The sequence below is a fragment of the Klebsiella sp. D-Nf1 genome, assembly GCF_002810515.1.
Taxonomy (GTDB): Bacteria; Pseudomonadota; Gammaproteobacteria; order Enterobacterales; family Enterobacteriaceae; genus Klebsiella; species Klebsiella variicola.
This window is the reverse complement of the sequence record NZ_PIOK01000001.1, coordinates 65,309-84,994: the sequence shown is the minus strand read 5'-3', so window position 1 is coordinate 84,994 and position 19,686 is coordinate 65,309. Positions and strand designations below refer to the sequence as shown.

The 19,686-nt window shown below is 57.0% G+C and carries 19 protein-coding genes; 10 read left to right on the top strand and 9 right to left on the bottom strand.

Annotated elements, in window-relative coordinates:
- Window positions 1-24: 24 nt before the first annotated feature.
- Window positions 25-540, bottom strand: a complete 516-nt coding sequence (gene ompX, locus CWM54_RS00415) for an outer membrane protein OmpX (protein WP_008805777.1) — start codon at window positions 538-540, stop codon at window positions 25-27.
- Between the two features lie 351 nt (window positions 541-891).
- Between ompX and rhtA the strand changes: the two genes are divergently transcribed.
- The 6 genes from rhtA to ybiO all read left to right on the top strand — a co-directional run bounded on the left by rhtA (window position 892) and on the right by ybiO (window position 7,510).
- On the top strand, window positions 892-1,779 hold the full coding sequence (gene rhtA, locus CWM54_RS00410) for a threonine/homoserine exporter RhtA (RefSeq protein WP_061155246.1): 888 nt from the start codon (window positions 892-894) through the stop codon (window positions 1,777-1,779).
- Window positions 1,780-2,017: 238 nt separating this feature from the next.
- Complete coding sequence (dps, locus tag CWM54_RS00405) at window positions 2,018-2,521, top strand: DNA starvation/stationary phase protection protein Dps (protein WP_004886200.1); 504 nt, start codon at window positions 2,018-2,020, stop codon at window positions 2,519-2,521.
- A gap of 430 nt (window positions 2,522-2,951) precedes the next feature.
- On the top strand, window positions 2,952-3,698 hold the full coding sequence (glnH, locus tag CWM54_RS00400; protein ID WP_061155247.1) for a glutamine ABC transporter substrate-binding protein GlnH: 747 nt from the start codon (window positions 2,952-2,954) through the stop codon (window positions 3,696-3,698).
- A 125-nt stretch (window positions 3,699-3,823) separates the two neighbouring features.
- Window positions 3,824-4,483 (top strand): glutamine ABC transporter permease GlnP, encoded by a 660-nt coding sequence (glnP, locus tag CWM54_RS00395; protein WP_002895837.1) that lies wholly within the window; start codon window positions 3,824-3,826, stop codon window positions 4,481-4,483.
- Complete coding sequence (gene glnQ, locus CWM54_RS00390) at window positions 4,480-5,202, top strand: glutamine ABC transporter ATP-binding protein GlnQ (RefSeq protein WP_008805775.1); 723 nt, start codon at window positions 4,480-4,482, stop codon at window positions 5,200-5,202. The genes glnP and glnQ overlap by 4 nt, the downstream gene beginning before the upstream one ends.
- 112 nt (window positions 5,203-5,314) lie before the next feature.
- Window positions 5,315-7,510: a mechanosensitive channel protein gene (gene ybiO / locus CWM54_RS00385; protein ID WP_012542377.1), complete on the top strand. Its 2,196-nt coding sequence runs from the start codon at window positions 5,315-5,317 to the stop codon at window positions 7,508-7,510.
- Here ybiO and rlmF read toward each other — a convergent pair whose 3' ends face one another.
- Window positions 7,511-8,425, bottom strand: a complete 915-nt coding sequence (rlmF, locus tag CWM54_RS00380; protein ID WP_100695614.1) for a 23S rRNA (adenine(1618)-N(6))-methyltransferase RlmF — start codon at window positions 8,423-8,425, stop codon at window positions 7,511-7,513.
- Window positions 8,426-8,521: 96 nt separating this feature from the next.
- Between rlmF and CWM54_RS00375 the strand changes: the two genes are divergently transcribed.
- From CWM54_RS00375 to ybiJ, 4 genes are all read left to right on the top strand, one after another.
- Entirely contained in the window at window positions 8,522-9,136 is a 615-nt protein-coding gene (locus CWM54_RS00375) for a flavin reductase family protein (RefSeq protein WP_100695612.1), read from the top strand.
- 139 nt (window positions 9,137-9,275) lie between these two features.
- Entirely contained in the window at window positions 9,276-9,536 is a 261-nt protein-coding gene (locus tag CWM54_RS00370) for a DUF1471 domain-containing protein (protein ID WP_074386616.1), read from the top strand.
- A gap of 20 nt (window positions 9,537-9,556) precedes the next feature.
- The gene (locus CWM54_RS00365) at window positions 9,557-9,823 is read left to right on the top strand and encodes a DksA/TraR family C4-type zinc finger protein (RefSeq protein WP_002895824.1); all 267 of its coding nucleotides are present in this window, start codon (window positions 9,557-9,559) and stop codon (window positions 9,821-9,823) included.
- A gap of 285 nt (window positions 9,824-10,108) precedes the next feature.
- The gene (ybiJ, locus tag CWM54_RS00360; RefSeq protein WP_004176772.1) at window positions 10,109-10,369 is read left to right on the top strand and encodes a DUF1471 family protein YbiJ; all 261 of its coding nucleotides are present in this window, start codon (window positions 10,109-10,111) and stop codon (window positions 10,367-10,369) included.
- Between the two features lie 108 nt (window positions 10,370-10,477).
- Here the strand turns inward: ybiJ and ybiB are convergent, their stop codons facing one another.
- From ybiB to CWM54_RS00325, 7 genes are all read right to left on the bottom strand, one after another.
- Window positions 10,478-11,446, bottom strand: a complete 969-nt coding sequence (ybiB, locus tag CWM54_RS00355; protein ID WP_100682085.1) for a DNA-binding protein YbiB — start codon at window positions 11,444-11,446, stop codon at window positions 10,478-10,480.
- 29 nt (window positions 11,447-11,475) lie between these two features.
- A complete protein-coding gene (gene dinG / locus CWM54_RS00350; protein WP_061155253.1) occupies window positions 11,476-13,632 on the bottom strand; it encodes an ATP-dependent DNA helicase DinG in 2,157 nt (718 codons plus the stop codon).
- Between the two features lie 187 nt (window positions 13,633-13,819).
- The gene (rhlE, locus tag CWM54_RS00345; RefSeq protein WP_008805766.1) at window positions 13,820-15,175 is read right to left on the bottom strand and encodes an ATP-dependent RNA helicase RhlE; all 1,356 of its coding nucleotides are present in this window, start codon (window positions 15,173-15,175) and stop codon (window positions 13,820-13,822) included.
- Window positions 15,176-15,391: 216 nt separating this feature from the next.
- Entirely contained in the window at window positions 15,392-16,384 is a 993-nt protein-coding gene (locus CWM54_RS00340) for a transketolase family protein (RefSeq protein ID WP_061155255.1), read from the bottom strand.
- On the bottom strand, window positions 16,384-17,229 hold the full coding sequence (locus tag CWM54_RS00335) for a transketolase (protein ID WP_100695610.1): 846 nt from the start codon (window positions 17,227-17,229) through the stop codon (window positions 16,384-16,386). Before CWM54_RS00335 ends, CWM54_RS00340 begins: the two co-directional genes overlap by 1 nt.
- Window positions 17,230-17,242: 13 nt before the next feature.
- Window positions 17,243-17,992 carry an SDR family NAD(P)-dependent oxidoreductase gene (locus CWM54_RS00330; protein ID WP_100682088.1) on the bottom strand — a complete coding sequence of 250 codons (750 nt, stop codon included), beginning with the start codon at window positions 17,990-17,992 and terminating at the stop codon, window positions 17,243-17,245.
- 50 nt (window positions 17,993-18,042) lie between these two features.
- Window positions 18,043-19,374 carry an MFS transporter gene (locus tag CWM54_RS00325; protein ID WP_100695609.1) on the bottom strand — a complete coding sequence of 444 codons (1,332 nt, stop codon included), beginning with the start codon at window positions 19,372-19,374 and terminating at the stop codon, window positions 18,043-18,045.
- Window positions 19,375-19,686 lie beyond the last annotated feature (312 nt).

Sequence of the window (19,686 nt, the reverse complement as noted above, 5' to 3'; positions counted from 1 at the left end):
GGATTTTTTATATCACAGGAGTGATTAGAAGCGGTAACCCACGCCAGCAATCCAGGTACCGACGTCAACGTTACGAATACGAGACTGCTCGTAGGAGAAGTCCAGGGCAACGTTTTCGATCGGGTTGAACTGCAGACCAGCACCGTAGGAGAAACCGTAGTCGCTCATATCGGATTTCTGGTTCGGGAAGTTGTTGTTCTGGAATTTACCGTAACCAACACCCACTACGCCGTAGATGCTTGCCCAGTCGTTCAGACGGTAAGCCGGACCTGCGGTGATGCCGTAGTACTGACCTTTGTTGTAAGTACCGTTACTGGTGTTATCCTTTTCAGTGTAGGTGAAGGAACCGATAACGCCCAGTGGGTTGTTATCTTGCTCGTAACGGTATTTCAGGTTGAAACCGCCAGCTTTGTTCGCTTTACCCTGCATGTCGCTCTGCGCGTAACCGCCAGTGACGGTAGAAGTTGCAGCAAATGCAGTGGTACCTACGGATGCAGCCAGAACAACGGCCAGTGCTGAAAGACGTGCAATTTTATTCATAACCACCTCAAATGTGTTTCTAATAAGTCCTAAGCCTTAAATATATCAAAAACTTTTGGGAAACTCTTTGGAGTTTACATTGTCTAACATACTTTTTCATGTAACTAAAAGTTTCCATACTTCTATAACAATATGGAAAACAACAATTTTTGGCGTTAACGTACATCTTAACGCTCATTAAGAAATTCGCAAGCATCCAGATTAATCCTAATCGCCTGGCGAATTTCTCAGCAACGTGCGCCATTCTACTGTTTTTGCCCCTGTTTTTTTCAACATTAGCTCAACCGTCAGCAGGTTATTCCAGTACACTGGAACTTTTACGACTTTTGACAAAACCTGACAGGAGAAAGGATGCCCGGTCCATCCCGAAAAGCGGCGGCATGGTTGCCAATTCTGGTGATTTTAGTCGCCATGACATCGATTCAGAGCGGCGCCTCGCTCGCCAAATCGCTGTTCCCCTTGGTCGGCGCCCCGGGCGTCACCGCCCTGCGTCTGGCGCTCGGGACGCTGATTCTGGTGGTCGTGTTCAAGCCATGGCGGTTACGTTTCTCCCCAGCACAGCGTGTGCCGCTGCTGCTGTACGGCCTGGCGCTCGGCGCGATGAACTATCTCTTTTACTTATCCCTGCAGCGCATTCCGCTCGGCGTGGCGGTGGCCCTGGAGTTTACCGGCCCGCTGGCGGTGGCGCTGTTTGGTTCGCGCCGACCGCTGGATTTCGTCTGGGTGGCGCTGGCGATCCTCGGGCTGTGGTATCTCCTGCCGCTGGGGCAGAACGTGGCGCAGGTCGATTTAACCGGCGCGCTGTTTGCCCTGGGCGCGGGAGCCTGCTGGGCAGTCTATATTCTGACCGGGCAACGTGCCGGTGAAGAACACGGTCCGGCCACGGTGGCGATGGGGTCGCTCATCGCCTCGTTGGTGTTTGTTCCGTTAGGCATAGCGCAGGCCACGGATACGCTATGGCAGTGGTCGCTGCTGCCGATGGGGCTGGGGATTGCTATTCTCTCAACCGCACTGCCCTACTCCCTTGAAATGATGGCCTTGACGCGCCTGCCGACGCGCACCTTCGGCACACTGATGAGCCTCGAACCAGCGTTAGCCGCCCTTTCCGGTATGGTCTTCCTCGGCGAAACGTTGAAGCTCTCCCAGACTCTGGCGCTGGGCGCGATCATTATCGCCTCAATGGGCGCCACGCTGACCATGCAGCGACAAAGTAAAATCGAGCAAGTCGATATCAATTAACATTCTGTTACGCCGCCGGCCCGTGAGAAATCCGGGCCGTTCAGCCAAATATAACCGTATGATATTTAGAGTTTTTTTAAAATAACCAACCACTTTGCGCTATCAAAGTGATATGGCCTGCCGATGCCTCACTCTTTGAAACCCTTGCTATACTTAGTCCCGAAGTTACCTGGGACAACGCTCCACATCATTCAGATTTGAAGTGTGACGAGCATCAATATCAAGAGGATATGAAACGATGAGTACCGCAAAACTGGTTAAATCAAAAGCATCTAATCTGGTCTATACCCGCAACGATGTCGCTGACAGCGAAAAGAAAGCGACCATTGAGCTGTTGAATCGCCAGGTGATCCAGTTCATTGACCTGTCACTTATCACCAAGCAGGCACACTGGAATATGCGCGGTGCGAACTTTATCGCCGTGCACGAAATGCTGGATGGCTTCCGTACCGCGCTAACCGAGCACCTGGACACCATGGCGGAGCGTGCCGTGCAGCTGGGCGGCGTCGCACTGGGCACCACTCAGGTCATTAACAGCAAAACGCCGCTGCAGAGCTACCCGCTCGATATCCATCACGTTCAGGATCACCTGAAAGCGCTGGCTGACCGCTATGCCGTCGTCGCTAACGACGTACGCAAGGCGATTGGTGAAGCCAAAGACGAGGATACCGCGGATATTTTCACCGCGGCCTCCCGCGATCTGGATAAATTCCTGTGGTTCATCGAAGCGAATATCGAGTAAGGCTTTGCCGCCGGTCGCAACGCGGTCGGCGGCGCCTTTGCTTTTCCCTCCCCCACCTTTCTGTTTTCCGTTCTATCTGTTATCCCTTCTTTGCTTTCATTCCCCGCTGACCTTGCACCGTTTTAGGGCGCCAAATTGATGAAAATGCGCACAAAAGTAAAACAATTGTAATAATCACCTCACACAATCGTTACGCCGAGATTGTTTTCCCATCAGGGTTTGCGCTAAAAATGTGCTCGTTATTCAGCAACTCTATAACGCACCAAAGTGACGCCCCATCATGGTGCGGTTAGTGCCTGTCGTGATCGAAATTGTGCAACCTCTCGCGCTTCGTTTGTTGAAAAACAACAGCTTGTAAAAGTGGCACGATTTTTTCATTAGGCTAGTCGTTCTCGCAGGGGATCGTCCCGTGGATATAAAAGGAAATGCTATGAAGTCTGTATTTAAAGTTTCACTGGCTGCACTGACCCTGGCTTTTGCGGTTTCTTCCCATGCCGCCAATAAGACCCTGGTTGTCGCCACCGATACGGCGTTCGTCCCGTTCGAATTTAAGCAAGGCGATAAATATGTCGGGTTTGACGTTGACCTGTGGGCGGCTATCGCCAAAGAGCTGAAGCTCGACTACACCCTGAAGCCAATGGACTTCAGCGGCATTATCCCGGCGCTGCAAACTAAAAATATCGATCTGGCGCTGGCCGGGATCACCATCACCGACGAGCGTAAAAAAGCGATCGATTTCTCCGATGGCTACTACAAAAGCGGCCTGCTGGTGATGGTCAACGCCAATAATAACGACATCAAAGATGTGAAAGATCTGAACGGCAAAGTGGTCGCGGTGAAGGGCGGTACCGGCTCCGTTGACTACGCGAAAGCCAATATCAAAACCAAAGATCTACGTCAGTTCCCAAACATCGATAACGCCTACATGGAACTGGGTACCGGCCGCGCTGATGCCGTGCTGCACGATACGCCAAATATTCTGTACTTCATCAAAACCGCGGGCAACGGCAAGTTCAAAGCGGTAGGCGAATCACTGGAAGCGCAAAACTACGGTATCGCTTTCCCGAAAGGCAGCGACGAGCTGCGTGAGAAAGTGAACGGTGCGCTGAAAACGCTGCGCGAGAACGGTACCTACAACGAAATTTATAAAAAATGGTTCGGCACTGAACCAAAATAATAAGAACACACTTCGCCGGACGCAGGTCCGGCGACACCACAACGGTCTTCCGGCACAGGCTACGCGGGAGACAGTATTTTGGCAGAGGATTTCCTCTGCTCTCGACATGGTAACAGGAACGTATTATGCAGTTTGACTGGAGTGCCATCTGGCCTGCCATTCCGATTTTGCTGGAAGGCGCCAAAATGACGCTGTGGATTTCCGTCCTCGGCCTGGCCGGCGGTCTGATAATCGGCCTGGTGGCCGGTTTCGCCCGCTGCTTCGGCGGCTGGATCGCCAACCACATCGCACTGGTGTTTATTGAAATCATTCGCGGCACCCCGATTGTGGTGCAGGTTATGTTCATCTACTTTGCGCTGCCGATGGCCTTTAGCGACCTGCGCATCGACCCCTTCTCCGCAGCGGTAGTGACCATCATGATTAACTCGGGCGCCTATATCGCGGAAATTACCCGCGGCGCGGTGCTCTCCATTCATAAAGGCTTCCGCGAAGCGGGCCTGGCGCTTGGTCTGTCGCGTCGCGAAACCATTCGCCACGTGATCCTGCCGCTGGCGCTGCGCCGCATGCTGCCGCCGCTGGGCAACCAGTGGATTATCAGCATCAAGGACACCTCGCTGTTCATCGTCATCGGCGTCGCCGAACTGACCCGTCAGGGACAGGAGATCATCGCGGGCAACTTCCGCGCCCTGGAAATCTGGAGCGCCGTTGCTGTTATCTACCTGATTATTACCCTGGTCCTGAGCTTTATTCTGCGTCGTCTTGAAAGAAGGATGAAAATCCTGTGATTGAATTTAAAAACGTCTCCAAGCACTTTGGCCCAACCCAGGTGCTGCATGATATCTCCCTGAAAATTAATCAGGGTGAAGTGGTGGTCATTATCGGCCCGTCCGGATCTGGTAAATCAACGATGCTACGCTGCATCAATAAACTGGAAGAGATCACCAGCGGCGATCTGATTGTCGATGGCCTGAAGGTCAACGACCCGAAAGTTGACGAACGTCTGATTCGTCAGGAAGCCGGGATGGTATTTCAGCAGTTTTATCTGTTCCCGCACCTGACGGCGCTGGAGAACGTCATGTTTGGTCCGCTGCGGGTGCGCGGCGCCAGCAAGCAGGCGGCAGAGAAGCAGGCGAAAGATCTGCTGGCGAAAGTCGGCCTGGCAGAGCGCGCGCATCACTATCCGTCCGAACTGTCCGGCGGCCAGCAGCAGCGTGTGGCGATCGCCCGCGCGCTGGCGGTGAAGCCGAAGATGATGCTGTTTGATGAGCCCACCTCCGCGCTCGACCCGGAACTGCGCCATGAAGTGCTCAAAGTGATGCAGGATCTGGCTGAAGAGGGGATGACCATGGTGATCGTAACCCACGAAATCGGCTTTGCCGAAAAAGTGGCCTCGCGATTGATCTTTATCGACAAAGGACGCATTGCTGAAGACGGCAACCCGCAGGAGCTGGTGAAGAATCCGCCAAGCCCGCGCCTGCGCGAATTCCTGCAGCACGTCGCCTGACCCGCAACGGCTCTCTTCCCCCGCGGAGAGAGCCGCTTTTCCAGATTCCTCTTCCCTCCCCTTCCGCCATCGGCTTCTATACTTACCCGTTTACGTTGCAACGGAGGTGCCCATGCCGTGGATCCTGCTTTTGCTCGCTGCGCTGTTTACTGCCCCGCTTTCCGCCGCCGCCCTGCCCGGCGTGCCGACAGCTAACGCCGATAAAACCAGCGCCAGCGAACCCGATGCGGAACAGAAAAGAGCGGCCTACGCCGCGCTGGCTGACGTGCTGGCTAACGACAGCGCCCGTCAGGAGCTCATTGACCAGTTGCGTAAAGCGGCCGCCACGCCGCCGCCAGACAGCACCCCGACGCTGACGCCGCCGGCGGTGAAAGAAGAGACCACGGTGCTGGAGAACGTCACGCAGATCAGCCGGGAATACGGCGAGCAGCTCTCGTCGCGCTTCTCTCAACTGTGGCGCAATATCACCGGCTCACCGCATAAACCCTTTAATTCGCAAACCTTCACCAGCGCGGCCTGGCATTTTTTACTGCTGGCCGGCCTGGTGTTTGCCTTCTGGTGGCTGGTACGTCTCGCGGCGCTGCCGCTGTATCGCAAAATGGGTGAATGGGGGCGGCATAAAAACCGCGATCGCGGAAACTGGCTCCAGCTGCCCCTGACCATCGCCGGGGCGTTTGTTATCGACCTGCTGCTGCTGGCGCTGACCCTGTTTGTCGGCCAGTTGTTAAGCGATCGCCTGAATGGTAATAACCCCACCATCGCCTTCCAGCAGAGTCTTTTCCTCAACGCCTTCGCGTTGATCGAGTTTTTTAAAGCCATTCTGCGGCTCATTTTCTGCCCGCGCATCCCGGCGCTCCGGCCCTTTAACCTCAGCGACGAAGCCGCGTCATACTGGAGCCTGCGCCTGAGCGCGCTCAGCAGCCTGATTGGCTATGGCCTGATCGTCGCGGTGCCGATTATCTCCAATCAGGTGAATGTTCAGGTTGGCGCGCTGGCTAACGTCGTCATCATGCTGTGCATTACGCTGTGGGCGCTGTACCTGATTTTTCATAACAAGACCTTGATTACGCAGGGGCTAATCCATCTGGCCGACCGTTCGCTCTCCTTCTTTAGCCTGTTTATCCGCGCCTTCGCGCTGGTCTGGCACTGGCTGGCCTGCGCCTACTTTGTGGTGCTCTTTTTCTTCTCCCTGTTCGACCCGGGCAATAGCCTGAAATTCATGATGGGCGCCACCCTGCGCAGCCTGGCCATTATCGGCGGCGCGGCGCTGGTGTCCGGCATCCTGTCGCGCTGGATAGCCAAAACCATCACCCTGTCACCCGCCACCCAGCGCAATTATCCTGAGCTGCAAAAGCGGCTGAATGGCTGGATCTCCGCCTCGCTGAAGGCCGCGCGCATTCTCACCGTCTGCGTCGCCGTCATGCTGCTGCTGAGCGCCTGGGGCCTGTTTGACTTCCGCGAATGGCTGCATAACGATGCCGGGCAAAAAACGGTGGATGTGCTGATCCGCATCGCCCTCATCCTCTTCTTCTCTGCCATCGGCTGGACGGTGCTGGCCAGCCTGATCGAAAACCGGCTGGCCTCGGATATCCATGGTCGCCCGCTGCCCAGCGCGCGGGCCCGGACGCTGCTGACCCTGTTTCGCAACGCGCTGGCGGTGGTGATCAGCACCATCACGGTGATGATCCTGCTTTCGGAGATTGGGGTTAACATTGCGCCGCTGCTGGCGGGCGCCGGGGCGTTAGGGCTGGCGATTTCGTTTGGCGCGCAAACGCTGGTTAAAGATATTATCACCGGCATATTTATCCAGTTTGAGAACGGGATGAATACCGGCGACCTGGTCACCATCGGCCCTTTGACCGGCACCGTGGAACGAATGTCGATTCGCTCCGTGGGGGTACGGCAGGATACCGGCGCCTATCACATTATTCCCTGGTCCTCGATTACCACCTTTGCCAACTTCGTGCGCGGCATTGGCTCGGTGGTCGCCAACTATGATGTCGACCGTCACGAGGATCTGGATAAAGCCAGCCAGGCGCTGAAGGCGGCGGTGGACGATCTGCTGGCCCAGGAGGAGATCCGCGGCCTGATCATTGGCGAGCCGTCGTTCGCCGGGCTGGTGGGGCTGAGCAACACCGCCTTCACGCTACGCGTCAGCTTCACTACCCTGCCGCTGAAGCAGTGGACGGTGCGCTTTGCCCTCGACACTCAGGTGAAAAAGCACTTCGACCGCGCCGGGGTTCGCGCCCCGGTACAGACCTGGCAACAGCTGCCGATGCCGGGCTCAGACAGCCCGGCCGCCGAGTAGTTAGAACGGACGGCGGCGTTTGGCGTCGTCCATAAAGCTCCAGGCGATAAAGCGGCTCTGCTTTTGACCCTGGGCCATCTCTTTTTTCACCACTTTCACGGCCCCAACCTCGGTCAGCAGGCGGTAGAGCGGCGGCAGATTATCGCCGCGCGACACCAGCGAGGTAAACCATTTCACCTGGCGGGCGAAGGCCTGACTTTCGCGGATCATCTGCGAGATAAAGGCCACTTCGCCTCCTTCGCACCACAGCTCCTGCTGCTGACCGCCAAAGTTAAGCGCGCTGTCGGCGCCGAGTCCGAGATTGCGGCGCTTGCGCTCACCGCCTGCCCGGGCGCTCTCTGCGGAGTCATGGAACGGCGGATTACACAGCGTGGCCTCATAGGTCTCGTTTTTGTGGATGACGCCGTGGAAGATGGCCTGGCTCTCTTTTTGCCGACGCAGACGGATCTGCCGGGTCAATCCGGGGTTGCCATTGACAATGGCCTGCGCGCTGGCGAAGGCTTCCGGGCTGATTTCGCTGCCGGTAAAGCGCCAGCCGTACTCGTGAACGCCGATCAGGGGATAGATGAGGTTGGCGCCGGTGCCAATATCAAGGATCGTGGCTTGCTTCGGCACCTCGCCACTATCCTGCGCCAGCAGATCCGCCAGATGATGAATATAATCGGCACGCCCGGGCACCGGCGGACAGAGAAAACCGTCAGGAATGTCCCAGTGTTTGACCGCGTAGAAATGCGCCAGCAGCGCTTTATTCAACGCCTTTACTGCCTGCGGATTGGCAAAATCAATGGTCTGCTCACCCAGCGGATTGAGCGTAATGTATCCCTGCAGGTCAGGATGCGCCTGGCAGAGCGCAGGCAGGTCGTAGCGTTGATGGTGGCGGTTACGCGGGTGTAACCCCGGTTTCTGGGCTTTCATGACAATCTCCTTTGAACAGCCGCGTAAGATACCCGTTGACGGCGGCGCGGTAAATAAGGGAGTCTGGATATCTCCTTTATCCGTGACAGGTGCAGCATGTACTTTTATCAACCTTCGCAGGGCCACGGCCTGCCGCATGACCCCCTGAACGCGATTATCGGGCCTCGCCCGATAGGCTGGATCGCCTCGCAGGACGCTGAGGGCCACCGTAATCTGGCGCCATACAGCTTTTTTAACTGCTTTAACTATCGGCCACCGATCATTGGTTTCGCCAGCAGCGGCTGGAAAGACAGCGTGCAAAATATTGTCGAGACGAAAGAGTTCGTCTGGAACCTGGCAACGCGCCCGCTGGCCGTGGCGATGAATGAAACGTCTGCCTCGATCCCGCACCATGAGGACGAGTTCGTGCGCGCCGGCCTCACCGCCGCCGCCAGCCGCCTGGTCAGCGCCCCCCGGGTCGCGGAGAGCCCGGTGAACTTTGAGTGCCGTCTGTCGCAATGTATTCAACTCACCACCGCCGACGGTCACCCTGTCGATACGTGGCTGGTGCTTGGCGAAGTGGTCGCCGTGCATATTGATGAATCACTGCTGGACAACGGCATCTATCAAACCGCCCGCGCCCAGCCGATCCTGCGCGCCGGAGGTCCGAGCGCCTATTACAGTATTGATGACAGTCTGCGTTTTGACATGATCCGCCCTGACGCCCGCTAAATAATCTACCGGCCAGAGTGCCGCTGCCCTGCGCCGGTAGCCTACTAAACGCCTTGTTTTGCATTAAAAATTCTCTATCGCACGGTCGGGAAAGACCTACACTTAAGCTATGTCCCATGCTGTTTATGAGGATATGCTGATGAAAATCACCTCGCTGCTATTCGCCGCTGCGCTCACCGCTCATGCCGCCGCGGCCTCTCCCCTGCCACCGACACCCGTACTGCCCTATGACGGGCCGCTACGCCCTGTCGGTACCGTCTCCGCCTCCGGTGCCAGCACCCTTGATGATCTGGTGGCTGCGCTCGCGGATAAGGCCCACCGCCAGGGGGCGATAGCCTGGCGGGTCAATGCTGCCAGCAGCGGTAACCGACTGCACGGTTCAGCTATAATTTATCAATAACCTTTCACAGGAGGCAGACGATGGCATCAGGTTGGGCAGGCGATGGGGCCGTTCAGGATCAGATCGACAGCACCATTGACGATGCGGTGGCTCGCGCGCGCCGCGAGCTTCCGCGCGGCGAAAGCAACAAATTTTGTGATGAATGTGGAGAGCCGATTCCGGAGGCCCGTCGACAGGCCATCCCAGGAGTCAGATATTGCGTGAAGTGCCAGCAGGAGAAAGATTTACATAACAATACATTTTCAGGATATAATCGTCGCGGATCCAAGGATAGCCAGCTACGCTGACTTTCCTTTACCGTTCATGACAGCCTTTCGCATTATCTTTTCGCGCACATTTTTTGGCGGAAAAAGTCGCAATATGTGCCCTTAAACGCGTCGGTCTTCCTCGCTACGCTTCGTGGCGAAAAGAATGAGAAATAATTTATTAATAATCAGTAAATTATTAATCATTCAAAAAATTAGATGAAGACTGTGAATTTCCTTCGATTTTATCTCCCGCAAAAAAGCGTGATACTTATCACATCGACGGAACATCGTCCCCTGAACAGAACAACCTGCGAGAGATTAACTATGAAAAACATCAAATATGCTGCCGCTGCCATCGCTCTGACCGCCCTTTCCTTCGGCGCGTTTGCCGCCGAACCGGTCACCCCCGCTCAGGCTGAAAGCATGAATAAAATCGGTGTGGTGTCTGCGCAAGGCGCAACCACTTTAGATGGTCTGGAAGCAAAACTGGCTGCTAAAGCCGAAGCCGCTGGTGCGACTGGCTACAGCATTACTTCCGCTAACACCAACAACAAACTGAGCGGTACCGCGGTTATCTATAAATAATCGCTGTTCCCTCTGTAAGCCACTGAATTAACCCTGAAAAAACCTTTAATACCCTTGCCTTGCCCGTCCGAGCCACCGGACGGGCTTTTTTTTATCCTGCAGATCCGATTACCAGCAGTCGTTGACGCGGCTGAGGCCCTGCTCCAGGGTGGTGACTTCCCCGCTGGCCAGCAGACAGCAGGCAAGCTGAATTTTCAACGAGTGGGGCACCGGTTCGACGCCGGCGACGCAGCGCTCGATCCAGCGCGCGGTGACCTCGGGATCTTTCGAGGCCGGCAGGACCACCACCTCCGTTGCCGTCTCAGTCTGGCGTTCGTACAGCACCTGCACGCCCTGCTCATCGATCAGGCTGATCTGCGGGCAGCGCTGCGGGTTGGCATACACTTCGCCCTCGGTACCGTGCATCAACAGCGCGCGGCCACCGGTCTCACGAAAGAAGTTCGCCACCCGGGGAACATATTCCGGATGTGACACGCTGGAGAGACGCAATGCCTCCCCTTCGCCAAACGGTGTAGCCAGCTTGGCCAGGGTATGGGCGCTGTTGCGCACGCCCATCCGCCAGCGCATCGCCAGCTGTTTCTCCAGCGGCGGACAGAAAGCCCCCACCGGGATATACACCGGTTCATGGCCCTCCAGCTGCGCCTGAGCCTGTCCGGCGTGCCGGGTGGCCGGAATGTCCAGCAGGGTAAAAATGGTCTCGGTCAGCACCCGGGTGGGATCGTGACTGACGCCATGAACCACCACCGGAAACCCCAGCTTGTGCAGGAGCATCGCCAGCAGCGGCGTCAGGTTCGCCTGCTTGCGTGCGCCGTTGTAGCTGGGGATGACAATCGGCATCGGCTTGCCGGCCGGCGGGGTCAGGCGCAGCGTATGCTGCTGCATCGCCGCGTAAAACCCTTTCATCTCCGCTTCGCCTTCGCCTTTGATGCGCAGGGCGATTAATATTCCCCCCAGTTCCAGCTCCGGCACCTCGCCGTCCAGCATCCGCGCATAGAGCGCACGGGCGGTCTCTTCATCGAGGTCGCGGGCATGATTCTTACCGCGACCCACCTCTTTTATAATTTTGCTGTACTCCATGGCTCCCCCTGGTGCATCACGCGCCGGCGTCAGCGACGTTTGCGGCCTGTCTGTTTTGCTGTCTGTTTTGCTTTCCGTTTTACTATAACCTCCGGGACGCCCGGCTGCTCTATGGGAAAAACAGGTAACGCGTTCAGTAGACGCGCGCCATAGTTTTTGGTCAACAGACGCTTATCGTAAATCACCACCTCTCCCCAGCAGTGATGGCTACGGATCAGACGCCCCACCTGCTGAATCAGATTAAAGGAGGCGCTGGGCAAACTCTGTACCTCGAAAGGATAACGATTGAGGCTTTTCAGCCATTCGCCTTCGGTGATCACTACCGGGCTGTCGATGGGCGGAAAGGCGATTTTATGAATATGCACCTGGCTTAGCAGATCGCCCTTTAAATCGAGACCTTCGGCAAAGGACTGCAGGCCCACCAGCACGCTGTGCTCGCCGTTTTCAACCCGTTTGCGATGCAGCTCCACCAGCCGATAGCGCGGCTGATCGCCCTGCACCAGCAGCATCAGGCGCAGATCGGTCACATGCTCCAGGAAGCGGTTCATCGCCCGCCCGCTGGCAAACAGCACCAGCATCCCGAGATGTTTCTTGCTCTCTACCTGCTGGCGAAAATAGGCTGCCATCTCAGCAATGTGCTGCTCTTCATTATCCATCAACGGTTCATAGCGCATTTGAGGAATAATAATTTTCCCCTGCTCCACGTGATTGAACGGCGAATCCAGCGCCACGAAGCGGTCACCCGCTTTCTCCTTCAGACCGCTCATCTCCTGCAGGCGCGAAAAGCTGTTCAGAGAACGCAGCGTCGCTGACGTCACGACGATATGCGGCACGCTGCGCCACAGCAGCCGTTCCAGCTGATCGCTGACGCGGATGCCGACGCAGTGGAACCAGACATGGATCTGGCCGTCGCGCACCACCCGCGTCGCCCATTTAGTCACCGGCGCACCCGAGGATTGCGCCAGCGACGCCAGGCGCCACAGCTTGCTTTGGCTTTCAAACATGCCGAGCGCGCGGTTCATCTGCAGCAGCACCCGATGCAGGCGCACCACGTCATGGCTGCCGGTCTTTTCGCTGAGATCGTTAAGGAACAGCTCCGCCAGCCCGCGCAGCGTCTCGGTGAGCTTCGCCAGCCGCTGGCAGATCTCCATCACCTCCTGCGGCAGTTCGCCCATCGGGAAACGATGCTCCGCTTCCTGACCGGCGGGCATGTAGAGATTGAGAATATTATTCAACGACGCAATCAGCTCGAACAGCTCTTCGCAATGGCCGGTGAGCCGCTCCGGATTGGCCAGCGGCGGCGTGGTTTTCGGACGAAACTGCTCCATGCAGGTGGCGACCAGCTTGCAGAACAGATCCAGCTGCAGGCGAAACCAGGGGGCGGTGATCTCGGCGCTCATCTCCAGCGCGTCGCGGGCGACGTCCGGCAGATGATGGCCCTCATCAAGGACCAACAGCAAGTTTTTCGGTTCCGGCAGCACGGCCTCGCTCTCCATCGCCGCCATCACCAGCGCATGGTTGGCCACCACCACTTCCGCCTCCTGAATTTCCCGCCGCGCCACGAAGAACGGGCACTCGCGATAGTAGTGGCAGTTGCGGTTCAGGCAGCTGGCCTTATCGGTGCTCAGCCGGCTCCACAGCGCGTCATCGATGGCTTTATCGGTATGATCGCGCAGGCCGTCCCAGCGGTAGCTGTCGAGGTCCTGCTTCAGGGTCGCACACAGCTTCTGCTCGGCCTGGTTGTTCGGGGTGAGATCGTCATCGAGAAAGGCCAGCAGATCCTGCTGTGACGGCTCGGTGCTGGCCAGCGCCGTCAGGTTACGCGGGCAAACGTAGCGCCCACGGCCAAAGGCGGCGGTAAAGCGCAGGTCGGGAATGATTTTACGCAGCAGCGGCAGGTCTTTACTGTAGATTTGATCCTGCAGGGCGACGTTGGCAGTGCTGACCACCAGCGTTTTTTGTTCCTCCCGGGCGATAGCTATGCCCGGGATCAGGTATGACAGCGTTTTACCGACGCCGGTCGGCGCTTCGATAGCCAGATGCCTGCCCTCTTCCCCGGCGAGGGTTTTCGCCACATCGGCGATCATCTGCCGCTGCGGGGGGCGGGGAATAAAGTCTGGGATCTGTTCCTGAAGCGCCTTATACCAGGCGGCGATTTGCGCTTTCAGCGCAGCGGTCAAAGCCATGAGAAAACCTGAATACTGTATAAACAGCCACTATTGTGCCATTTTTGCCCGCCCGGAGGTATTGCTTTCTGCTGAGTGTGGAAGCGTGCTCGACAAATAGTGTAATGGAAAGAAAAAGGCCCGTCGCCGCGTAGCGGACAGACGGGCCTGAGCCGGGCCGCGTTATCGCGGCCGGGGCATCAGCGAGTTATTCGCCAGCCGGTTTACGCGGGCGACGGCGGCGCGGCGGTTTGCCGTCCTGCGTACGCGCTTTCGGCGCCTCGCCGTCCTGACGGCGCGGGGCGCTGTTCTGGCTGCGCGGCTGTCCGCTACGTCCCTGACCCTGGCCACCGCGTCCCTGACCTTGCCCACGACCGCCGCCGCGCTGCTGGCGACCGTTCTGGATAGGTTCGGCTTTAATGGACGGATCCGGCTCATAGCCGGCAATCGCAATGCGCGGGATCTCTTTTTTCAGCAGGCGCTCGATATCGCGCAGCAGCTTATGCTCATCCACACACACCAGCGATAAGGCTTCGCCGGTGGCCGCCGCGCGACCGGTACGGCCGATACGGTGGACGTAATCTTCCGGCACGTTCGGCAGCTCGTAGTTCACCACGTGCGGCAGCTCTTCGATATCCAGACCACGGGCGGCGATATCGGTCGCCACCAGCACGCGAATGCCGCCGGATTTAAAGTCGGCCAGCGCGCGGGTACGTGCCCCCTGGCTCTTGTTGCCATGGATCGCCGCACTGCGGATGCCGTCTTTGTTGAGCTGCTCCGCGAGGTGGTTGGCGCCATGCTTGGTGCGGGTAAACACCAGCACCTGCTGCCAGTTGCCTTCGCCGATCAGCTGCGACAACAGTTCGCGCTTGCGGTTCTTATCAACGAAATGGACGTGCTGGGTGATCTGCTCGGACGCGGTGTTGCGACGCGCCACTTCCACTTCCAGCGGGTTGTGCAGCAGTTTCTCGGCCAGGCCCTTGATCTCGTCGGAGAAGGTCGCCGAGAACAGCAGGTTCTGACGACGCGCCGGCAGTTTGGCCAGTACGCGACGAATGTCATGGATAAAGCCCATATCCAGCATGCGGTCAGCTTCGTCCAGCACGAGGATTTCCACGCTATCAAGGCTGACCGCGTTCTGATGTTCGAGATCCAGCAGACGGCCCGGGGTGGCGACGAGGATGTCGACGCCACCGCGCAGTTTCATCATCTGCGGGTTGATGCTCACGCCGCCGAATACCACCAGCGAGCGAATATTCAGGTATTTGCTGTAGTCGCGGACGTTTTCGCCCACCTGCGCCGCCAGCTCACGGGTTGGGGTCAGGATCAGCGCGCGCACCGGGCGGCGGCCTTTTGCGTGCGGCTCTTTGTCAATCAGGCGCTGCAGCAGCGGCAGGGTAAAGCCCGCCGTCTTACCGGTGCCGGTCTGGGCGCTGGCCATCAGATCGCGCCCCTGCATTACCGCCGGGATAGCCTGCTGTTGGATAGGGGTCGGCTCAACGTAGCCCTGCTCAGCGACAGCGCGCAGGATATCGGGATTCAGGCCAAGGGAATCAAAAGACATAACAACTCCGAACCGCCCCGGCCCGGTGAAGGGCGTAGTTTTCAGGGAGATTATTGCGATAAGAGATGGCAAAAACCACAATGCCATGAAGGGGCGCATTCTAGCAGATTTTGTGACAGGCCGCATAAAATCTGCCAAAAGAATGCCGCGCTTGTCTGGCGGGGGGAAGAAGGCCACTGAGTGCGCTCAGCGGCCAGGTGTGTCATCGCAGAACGATTAACGCAGACGATACTTGATTTTTTCAACGATCTTCGCGGTGGAAATACCGTAACGATCGTGGAGGGTCGGCAGCGCGCCGGCTAACAGGAACGCGTCAGGGAGCCCTACGATATCCAGCTCACAGCGCACACCCTTACGCATCAGCAGCGCGGCCACCGCCTCCCCTAGCCCGCCGACCGCGGTGTGGTTTTCCGCAGTCACCACCAGACGACCCGGCTTCGACGCCTGTTCAATAATCGCTTTTTCATCCAGCGGTTTGATGGTTGGCACGTGCAGGACCGCCACGCTGATGTTATCAGCCCGCAGCTTTTCAACCGCCTCCAGCGCGCGCATGGTCATCAGCCCGGAGGAGATGATCAGCACATCGTTGCCGTCCTCCAGCAGCTTCGCTTTGCCCAGTTCGAACTGATAGTCGTATTTATCCAGCACCAGCGGCACCTTACCGCGCAGCAGACGCATATATACCGGCCCCTGGTGATCGGCAATGGCCGGTACCGCCTGCTCTATCTCCAGCGCATCGCAAGGATCGACGATGACCATGCCGGGGATACCGCGCATAATCGCCAGATCTTCAGTGGCCTGATGGCTAGGCCCGTAGCCGGTTGTCAGGCCCGGCAGCGCCGCGCAGATCTTCACGTTCAGATGCTCTTCGGCGATGACCTGATGAATAAAATCATAGGCGCGACGGGTCGCGAAGGCAGCATAGGTGGTGGCGAAAGGAATAAACCCCTCCTTCGCCATCCCCCCCGCCGCCGCCATCAGCAGTTGCTCGGCCATGCCCATCTGGAAAAAACGATCCGGGAAGGCCTGGGCGAAAATATGCAGATCGGTATATTTTGACAGGTCCGCGGTCATGCCGACGATTTCCGGGCGCTGCGCCGCCAGTTTTGACAGCGCGACACCGAAAGGCGCAGAGACAGTCGCCTGGCCTTCATCAGCAATCGAGGCGATCATCGCCGACGTTTTTAAACGGGGTTGACTCTGGCTCATTACAGCACTCCTTCCGGTTTGTTAGCGTCCAGCACCGCGATCGCCTTTTGCCATTCGTCGGCATCGACGCGAATAAAATGGTTTTTATCGCGGGTTTCGAGGAACGGCACCCCTTTGCCCATCAGCGTGTCGCATAAAATGACCCGCGGCTGGTTAGCGGAGTGATTTTTCGCGTTGTCAAAGGCAGCCATCACCGCCGGCAGATCGTTACCGTCCACGCGCTGTACGTACCAGCCGAAGGCGGCCCATTTCTCATGCAGCGGCTCGAAGCCGAGGATTTTGCGCGAATCGCCGTCCGCCTGCTGTTTGTTGACGTCGACCAGGTTAATCAGATTGGTCAGGCCATAGTGAGCCGCCGACATCGCCGCTTCCCAGGTCGACCCTTCGTCCAGCTCCCCATCGGACATGGAGTTGTAGACCCAGGCCTTGCTCTGTTTCTGCCGCAGCCCAAGCGCCATGCCGACGGCAATGGACAGCCCCTGTCCCAGCGAACCGCCGGACATCTCCATGCCTGGGGTGTAGGTCGCCATGCCGGACATCGGCAGGCGGCTGTCGTCGGAACCGTAAGTTTCCAGCTCGGCTTCCGGGATAATGCCCGCCTCCAGCAGCGCGGCATAATAAGCGATAGCGTAATGGCCATGAGATAGCAGGAAGCGATCGCGCCCCTCCCACTCGGGATCTTCCGGGCGATAGGTCATGGCGTGGCTGAAGGCGGTGGCCAGCACATCGGCATAGCCCAGCGCCTGGCCGATATAGCCCTGCCCCTGTACTTCCCCCATTTGCAGGGCGTAACGGCGAATACGCCACGCCGCTGCAGCGACTTTTTGTGATTCGGTCATCTTCATCTGTTTGCCTCGCTTAGTGAATTAACATGCCGCCGTTAACGTCCAGGGTGATACCGGTGGAATAGGAAGAGAGGTCGCTGCCGAGGAACAGCGCGGCGCGCGCGATGTCTACCGCGTCGCCGAGGCGGTTCATCGGGATCCCGGCAAGAATGTTGGCCGTCATGTCGTCAGTCAGCTTGCCGGCGGTAATGTCGGTCTGAATCAGCCCCGGGGTAATGCAGTTAACGCGGACGTTATCCGGACCAAGCTCGCGCGCCATCGCCCGCGCCAGACCCAGCACCCCGGCTTTTGCCGCGCTGTAGTGCGGGCCGCCGAAGATACCGCCGCCGCGCTGGGCGGAAACGGACGAGATGCAGACAATGCTGCCGGATTTTTGCGCCCGCATGGTGGGAATAACCGCCTGCGACATCAGCAGCGTGCCGCGCAGGCTGACATCGAGCACTGCGTCATAATTGGCGCGCTTGATATCCATCAGCTTCAGCGGTTGGGTAATCCCGGCGTTATTCACCAGCACATCAACCCGGCCATATTTCGCCAGAATTTGTTCGATGGCCGCCTGTACCTCCACTTCATCAGCGACGTTCGCCGCCAGGCCGAGATGACCTTCGCCTAATGCCGCCGCCGCGGTTTTGCTGGCTTCACCATTGAGGTCGATAATGACCACTTTCGCGCCGTTGTCGGCGAATAATTTCGCGGTGGCAAAGCCCAAACCGCGTGCGGAGGCCGCGCCAGTAATAATGGCGACTTTATCTTTTAATAACATAGTTTCACTCCATGACATTACGTCATATTAATTAACAGGATATATTTCCGTTATTGTGGTTCATCGAGGAAAAGAATCACCACCAAGCCAATGGCGGCGCAGATACCAAAATAGGTAAATACAGAATTAAAACTCCCGGTTTTATCAAGTAAGAAACCGGCTGCCATCGGCGCGACAAATCCACCGAGGTTGCCGCCGCTATTAATTATGGAAGAGGCGATTGGATAGGTTTTGCTGTCCGAAACGGCCATACCGTAGGCGGTAAAAGCCGGCCAGCCGATATTTAAACAAAAGCCGACAAAGAATAATCCAATACAGACCGCCAGGGTGCTCGTCGGGATATTCAGCATCACTAACATCATGACCACGGTTGACACCGCAGTGAACATCATGGTGGGTTTACGCCGGCGGCCTAATAATTTGTCCGAAATCCATCCGCCGCCGATCGCGCCAATAAAGCCGCCGATGCACGGCATACTGGCCACGAAGCCCATACTCATCACATCAAAACCGCGCTCTTTCACTAAATACAGCGGGATCCAGGTTAATAATCCGTACAGCACACTGACCATCATAAAATACGCCAGACAGTCACCCAGAATATTTTTTGAGGTAAATAAGCCTTTCGCCGTATCAATTGGCGCCATCTTTTTCACCCGAATAATTTTATCCAACCAGGTGAAGCGATCGGCAATTAATATATTCTCGCGTACGCCGTTATTATGGCGTTCACGCCCGGCATTAATCTCTTCAAGTTCACCTTGTGAAACAAATCCGCTCTCTGAAGGTTTGGATTTAACCAGCAGATACCACGCAATCGCCGCCACGATCCCGGGTATCGCAAAGGAGAAAAAGACCCACCGCCAGCCCCAGGTCACCGCAATCCACACCGCCAGCGGCGGGACAATAATCGGCGCAAACATGGTCGCCGCGATATAAACACCCGTTGCCGTCGCTTTCTCTTTTGGTGGAAACCAGTTATTTATGGTGGAAGCCAGCCCCACCGGGCAAGGCCCTTCGCTCAGCCCCAGTCCCAGCCGCACCAGCTTCAGGCCAAACACGGAGCTCACCGTGCCCATCAGCCAGGTAAAGGCGGAGAAGCCGAAAATGGACAGCGAGACCAGCCCTCGGGTACCGCGTTTGGCGATGAAAAAGCCGGCCGGGATCTGGCTTACCGCATAGCCGAGGAAAAACATACTGGCGATAGCCCCGGCTTCAAAATTATTGATATGAAACTCATCAATGATAAACGGCAGTACCGCGCCAATATTGGTTCTGTCGGCGTAATTGATGGCATACACCAGGAAAATCATCGTCAAAACCACGAAACGATATTTTGTTTTCCTGGCGTCAGTACAGACTAGTGTATCTATACGTGACATAGGGTTTCCTCATCTTATACCTCATCCACTTCGCTGCCCGTTGCCGCTTCGGATCACCGCGTTTTCACTTTCCATACAGCAGCAAGAGATAAATATCTTTTCGCTCAGCTAAACAGGTGGTTAGGTGTTTTATAATGGCGATCTCAATGCATCGCCGTTTGTGATCAGGCCTGTGAGAGGAATATAACAACCCCAAAATGAAACGGTATTCAAAAAACCTCAATTATGATTGAGAAAAATTGAGTTAGTGACTTCCCGCAAATTTTTAGCGTTTACTGACACGCACTCTTTTAACGAGATAAATTGTTAAGT